General features: G+C 38.6%; 4 protein-coding genes. All 4 read left to right on the plus strand.

All coding sequences use genetic code 11. The features are described 5' to 3' along the window. Positions 1 to 16 precede the first annotated feature (16 nt). The 4 genes from cydD (at position 17) to ACY10D_RS06475 (ending at position 5,822) form a co-directional block, all read left to right on the plus strand. Positions 17 to 1,891 carry a thiol reductant ABC exporter subunit CydD gene (gene cydD / locus ACY10D_RS06460; protein ID WP_486999943.1) on the plus strand — a complete coding sequence of 625 codons (1,875 nt, stop codon included), beginning with the start codon at positions 17 to 19 and terminating at the stop codon, positions 1,889 to 1,891. Continuing rightward, a complete protein-coding gene (gene cydC / locus ACY10D_RS06465; protein WP_486999944.1) occupies positions 1,879 to 3,549 on the plus strand; it encodes a heme ABC transporter ATP-binding protein/permease CydC in 1,671 nt (556 codons plus the stop codon). Before cydD ends, cydC begins: the two co-directional genes overlap by 13 nt. Before the next feature lie 270 nt (positions 3,550 to 3,819). Next, positions 3,820 to 4,713 (plus strand): GTPase Era, encoded by an 894-nt coding sequence (era, locus tag ACY10D_RS06470; protein WP_486999945.1) that lies wholly within the window; start codon positions 3,820 to 3,822, stop codon positions 4,711 to 4,713. Between the two features lie 44 nt (positions 4,714 to 4,757). Then, entirely contained in the window at positions 4,758 to 5,822 is a 1,065-nt protein-coding gene (locus ACY10D_RS06475; protein WP_486999946.1) for an HlyD family secretion protein, read from the plus strand. Positions 5,823 to 6,092 lie beyond the last annotated feature (270 nt).

Here is a 6,092-nt window from a genome sequence, read left to right on the forward strand (position 1 = left end):
GGTTTATTTCACCTTTATGCAAGCAAATACAGCTTCAGAACGCAAGTCAGCGCGGATCTGGTTAAAGTCGCGTGCTCATCCTGCTAAAAAATGGGTACAACTCACTATTCTAGTGAGTTTTTTAAGTGGCTTGTTACTTATTGGGCAACTTTATCTGTTAGCGCATATTTGTTATGCCGCTTATATTGAGAAACTATCAAACATTGAACTTGTTAGCTACTTTGTGGCAATTATTGCTATTGTATTTATGCGAGCAGGTCTGTCGTGGCTTAAGGAAGTTGTGAGCTTTAAAGCAGCGGCTAAGGTAAAAGAGCAATTAAGAGACGATGTTATTGCGCATATTAATCAATTAGGCCCTGTCAAATCAGGTGAATTAAGCAGTGGTGACTTGATCAGTGCAGCAATGGAACAAGTGGAAGGCTTAAACAACTTCTTAATGTATTTCTTGCCTCAAATGACCTTAGCAGGACTTATGCCACTGGCGATTTTAATCTTTGTTTTTCCACAAAGTATTGTTTGTGGCATTATTTTATTGGTGTGTGCGCCATTAATACCACTTTTTATGATGTTGGTTGGTTGGGGCGCTGAAAGTGAAAACCAAAAACACTTTCAAACCTTAGCGCGAATGAGTAGTGCCTTTTTAGACACACTGCATGGCTTGGCAACTTTACGTCTATTTAATCGTGCTGAAAATCATGCGCAAAAAATCTTTGAGTATTCTGATGATTATCGTATTAAAACAATGAAGGTATTGCGCATTGCATTTCTATCATCTGCGGTACTTGAAGTGTTTTCAGCAGCATCAATTGCACTGGTTGCGATTTATCTAGGTATGGGGTTTATCAATAGTGCCAATGTCCATACAGTATGGTGGTCTTTTGAAAATATGACCTTGCAAGGTGGATTGTTTATTTTGCTATTAGCACCTGAGTTTTTCTTGCCTCTTCGTGAGTTAAGCACGCATTATCATGCAAAAACCGAAGCAATGGGGGCAGCTCTTGAGTTACAAAAAATATTTGCCTTATCAAAGCATGAAGATGTAAAAGGCGAGAATGATGTGCAAGGTGAAAAAAGTGAAAAAAGTGAAAAATGTGGAAAAGGTGAAAAGCTTTTGATTCAAGACTTACCAGTGATTGATTCAATTCAATTTAATCATTTAAGTTTTTGTTATGCTGGTAAATCTAAAAATGCACTGACTAATATTTGCTTTGAGGTCAAACACAAGCAGAAGATTGCGATTGTCGGTGCCAGTGGTGCTGGTAAAACGACTATTTTAAATTTGCTTATGCAATTTATGCATACAAAAGATGAAAGCATTACGATTAATCATGATTTACCACTTAATCGCATTGATGAAAAGACTTGGCTTAGTAGGATCAGTTGGCTTGGACAAAATGCCGGTCTCTTTAAAGGCAGCATTCGCTATAATTTACAACTTGCAGATGCTAATGCTCAAGATGATGAGCTATGGCATGTATTAAAACTGGCACAATTAGATCAAGAAGTCAGTGCATTTCCCGATACATTAGCGACTGAAATCGGTGAGCAAAGTATAGGCTTATCCGGAGGGCAGGCACAGCGTCTGGCATTAGCGCGCGCCTATCTTAAGCCTTGTGAGTTACTCTTATTGGATGAGCCTACGGCAAGTTTGGATAAAGAAAATGAGCGTCTTATCATGCACAGCTTATTAAACAATTGGCAAAATAAAACGGTGATCATGTTGACGCATCGCTTACAGTTCTTAAGCGAAATGGATCATATTATCGTGATGGATGAAGGACGAATTGTACAACAAGGGTGCTTGGAAGAATTGTTGCAAGATCAATCAAGTTACTTTTATGCACTATACCGTCACCAAGTATTAGAGGGAGAAGTTGTATGCGCGCATTAATCCCTTTTTTAAGTATTTTTAAGTATCAAGCAAAATGGATGTTTATTGGTACCTTTCTGGCATTTTTAGCGATTTTAGCCAGCATTGGTTTATTGTCTTTATCTGGTTGGTTTATCTCATCAACTGGGTTTGTGGCTATTTCAAGTTACGCAATTGCCAGCCAATTTAATTATTTTTACCCATCAGCTGGCGTGCGTGCTTTTTCATTGATGCGTATTCTAACGCGCTATGGTGAGCGTGTTGTCACACATGAGGCAACGTTTAAGTTATTAACTGATATTCGGGTATGGGTTTATAACAAGCTTGTGCCTCTAGCACCTACACATTTAGCACAATATAAAAGTGGTGACCTGCTTAATCGCTTAGTCACTGATGTTAACAGTTTAGATAACCTATATATTCGGATTATTTCGCCAAGTTGCGTGCTGTTTTTGTCGATCTTGCTTATTGGTGTATTTTTTAGCTTCTTAAGTATTCCTTTAGCGTTAATGACCATGGGCTTTGCTTTTGTTGCTGGGTTTTGTATTCCTGTTGTTGGGGGAAAATTATCCGCCCATACTGCAAAAACGCTAGCAGAAGAGTCTGCAGATTTAAAGACATCAATTACTGAGCATGTGCAATATTTAGCAGAGCTTAAGGTCTTTGCTGCAGAAGATAAGCATGCAAAGATAATTAATATGCAAAATAAAGCGCTTATTTCAACGCAACAAAAAATGAGTCATTATACTGGGCTTAATGCGGCTCTTATGACCTTGTTTTTGGGTGCGACACTGTGGTGTGGCGTATGGCTAATGGTCGGACTCGTTCATCAAGGTGTAATAAGTGGTGCTTTTATTGCCTTGGTTGCTCTAGGCATTATGGGCTTGTTTGAGGCGATTATGCCTTTACCTGTGGCTTATCAATACTTGGGAAGAACAATATCTTCAGCCAAAAGATTATTAAATATTATTGAACAAAAACCGGCAAAATTATTTGTTAATGATGATGGTAGTAAGCAAATAAATACGCCAAAACACAATAATATTTCTTTTGAGGATATTTCATTTAGCTACTCTGGGCGTAATAAGCTTATTTACGAGCATTTTAATCTTGAGATTGCAGCCAATGAAAAGCTTGCTATTGTTGGTGCTACAGGTTGTGGTAAATCAACGATTGTTTCATTATTAGCAAGGTTTTATGCGCCATCAGCAGGCAAAATATTAATTGGAGGCATTGATATTACACAATTTACCGAATCACAACTGCGTCAGCAAATAACAATTATTAGTCAGCATGCGCATATTTTTAATGGCAGTATCCGTGATAACCTGTTAATAGCAAATCCTAACGCGACTGATGAGATGTTATGGCATGCCTTGCATGTTGTTGATTTAAAAAACTTTGCATTAGAGTTGCCACGTCAGTTAGATAGCTGGACGGGAGAACATGGCAGGCATCTCTCAAAAGGACAGCAAAAGCGTTTGTCATTAGCGCGTGCGGTATTATCGCAAACACCTATTTTAATTTTAGATGAACCAACAGAAGGTTTAGATAAAGTCATTGAAAGAAAGGTGATTGATAACTTACAAGCGGTATTTAAAGATAAAACGGTGATCATTATTACGCATAACGACACATTGCTAAGCAGCGTTGATAGAGTATTGCGCATAACACAATAAAAAATGAAGTATTGAGCTATGACCATATTCCTGTCCACTTTGATTGTGTAAGCGTTGGCTGAGCGTAAGTCGAAGCCTCTATGAAGTGTGATCTTCCCAAGCTTACCCACTTCGACTAGTGCTCAGGGTACGGTGAGCACTTATGGGTGAGTATTTAGTCTTAAGTCAAGTATTGCATTGCACTATAAACGCGTGATTTCATTCGACAATAAGCGTTGTGCTAACTACAATGACTACAATTTCATAAGGAAACAGTAAGACGATCATAAGATGAAAAAATGTGGATTTGTCGCCATTATTGGGCGACCAAATGTTGGAAAATCAACGCTTTTAAATCATATTTTAAAATATAAAATCAGTATTACAAGTCGCAAACCACAGACAACACGTCATCAAATTACCGGTATCAAAACCATTGAAAACACACAGTTTATCTATGTTGACACGCCTGGACTTCACCAAGATGAACCACGTGCCATTAATCGAATGATGAACAAACAAGCAAGTAGCGTGATCAATGACGTCGATGTCATTTTATTCGTTGTCGAAGTGGGTAAGTGGACAACGGCTGAAGAGTGGATATTACAAAAGATCGAGTCGGTTAAAGTCCCCGTAATCTTAGTGATCAATAAGGTGGATCAATTAAATAACCGTCAAGAGGCAGTCGAGTTTACCGATGAGATCAAGCAGAAATATCCCTTTGCTGCAAGTTTTCTTGTTTCTGCTAAGCAGGGACATTTGATCAGTGAGTTAGAAGCCAAAATTGAAAGTTACTTACCGGAAAGTGAGCACTTTTTTTATGCCGAGGATCAGGTCACTGATCGCACCGAGCGTTTTATGATGGCGGAAATTATTCGTGAGAAACTGATGCGCACTTTAGGGCAAGAGGTACCATATCAATTAACCGTTGAGATTAACAAAAGCAAGTTTGATGAAGCGCGTCAAATTATGGAAGTTTATGCCACCATTTTGGTTGAACGTGCCGGACAAAAAGCAATGGTAATTGGCGCCAAAGGGCAAAAACTCAAAAAGATCGGCAGTGAAGCACGTCAAGATATGGAGTTTATGCTCGGGAAAAAAGTGTTTTTACAATTATGGGTCAAGGTTAAAGAGGGTTGGTCGGATGATGATCGTGCACTTAAATCATTGGGTTATGATTTTTAGAATTTTTAGAATTTTTAGGTTTTTTAGGGCTGGAGCTATTGTCAATGACTGAACAAACGACAGAAATTTCAAATAAAACAGAAACAGATAATCAAAATAAAGTGCCAACAGCAAAAAATGCTAGAGCAAAAGCGTGGAAGAAATATATCATTTTAGGGATTGTGATTTTGCTTTGTATAATCGGTTTTTACGCTTATGTAAAATATACCGAAATTTATCCATCAACCGATGATGCTTATGTTAATGCCGATGTTATTCATATGTCAGCGCAGGTCACAGGCAAGCTTGACAAGTTATATATCAGTAATAACCAAGAGGTTAAAAAAGGCGAGCTGTTATTTACGATTGAGCCGCAAAGCTTTGAATATGAGCTTGCTAAAGCCAAAGCGGATTTGACATTAGCACAAGAGGAAGTTGCAGCGATTAAAGACTCGATTAATCTACAAGAAGCGAAGCTTAAACAGGCGCAAGCACAGAAATTTGTCGCAGAGCAAAAAGAAGTGCGTATTGCCAAGCTAGTTGTTCAAGGAATGGTTTCAAAAGAAGATGCTGATGAGGCCAAAGGCGATCTTGAGGTGGCTAATGCCAATGTTAATGCTGCATTTGCCAGTATTGCCCAAGAGCAAAAACAATTAACATTGCAACAATCAAAAATTGCTGCTGCCAAAGCAAATGTGTCAACAGCAGCATTAAACTTAAGCTATACCAAGATTTATGCGCCTGCGTCAGGATTTGTGACTAACTTTACGTTGCGCCCAGGCTCGCTAATCACACAAAATCAAAATCTATTTGTGCTAGTCAGTAATGAGTCCTATTGGTTGGATGCGAACTTCAAAGAAACACAGATGTCACGAATGAAAGTTGGACAAAAAGCATCTGTAACCCTTGATATGTACCCTAATGTGACATTGCATGGCACGATTCAAAGTATTAGTGAGGGAAGTGGCAGTGTATTTTCTTTATTGCCTCCTGAAAATGCGTCAGGCAACTGGGTTAAAGTAGTACAGCGCTTTCCTGTGAAAGTTGTTCTTGATCAAAGTGAAGTGAATAAGGTGCCAAGTCTGCGCGTTGGCGCATCAGCAACCGTTGAGGTTGATACGAATTCTTAATTATTTGTAGAAGTTTAGGGGAGTGTTCATAAAACTGATCGACACTCCACTTTGCAACAGCATCATAATCAAACTCAACATCTTTAAAAAATCCCTGTATGCGTCGATAATTCGACTCGATTTTGGTGTTTCTTGCAAAATGGGTTGCCAAATGTGCAAGATTTACGGTTTGTCGTGAGATTAGGCTAACCAGAAGATTAGCGAAACAATCTAATCTTGATTTGTGCCAGTTAAAAATTTCCTTTAAACTATTCGTCAGCTGTTTGAGGT

It is taken from the genome of Cysteiniphilum sp., from assembly GCF_057495195.1.

Excerpts from the sequence above, each read along its gene's own strand:
- cydD (WP_486999943.1), top strand. The coding sequence starts at position 17 with ATGCAAGCAAATACAGCTTCAGAACGCAAGTCAGCGCGGATCTGGTTA.
- cydC (WP_486999944.1), top strand. The coding sequence starts at position 1,879 with ATGCGCGCATTAATCCCTTTTTTAAGTATTTTTAAGTATCAAGCAAAA.
- era (WP_486999945.1), top strand. The coding sequence starts at position 3,820 with ATGAAAAAATGTGGATTTGTCGCCATTATTGGGCGACCAAATGTTGGA.
- ACY10D_RS06475 (WP_486999946.1), top strand. The coding sequence starts at position 4,758 with ATGACTGAACAAACGACAGAAATTTCAAATAAAACAGAAACAGATAAT.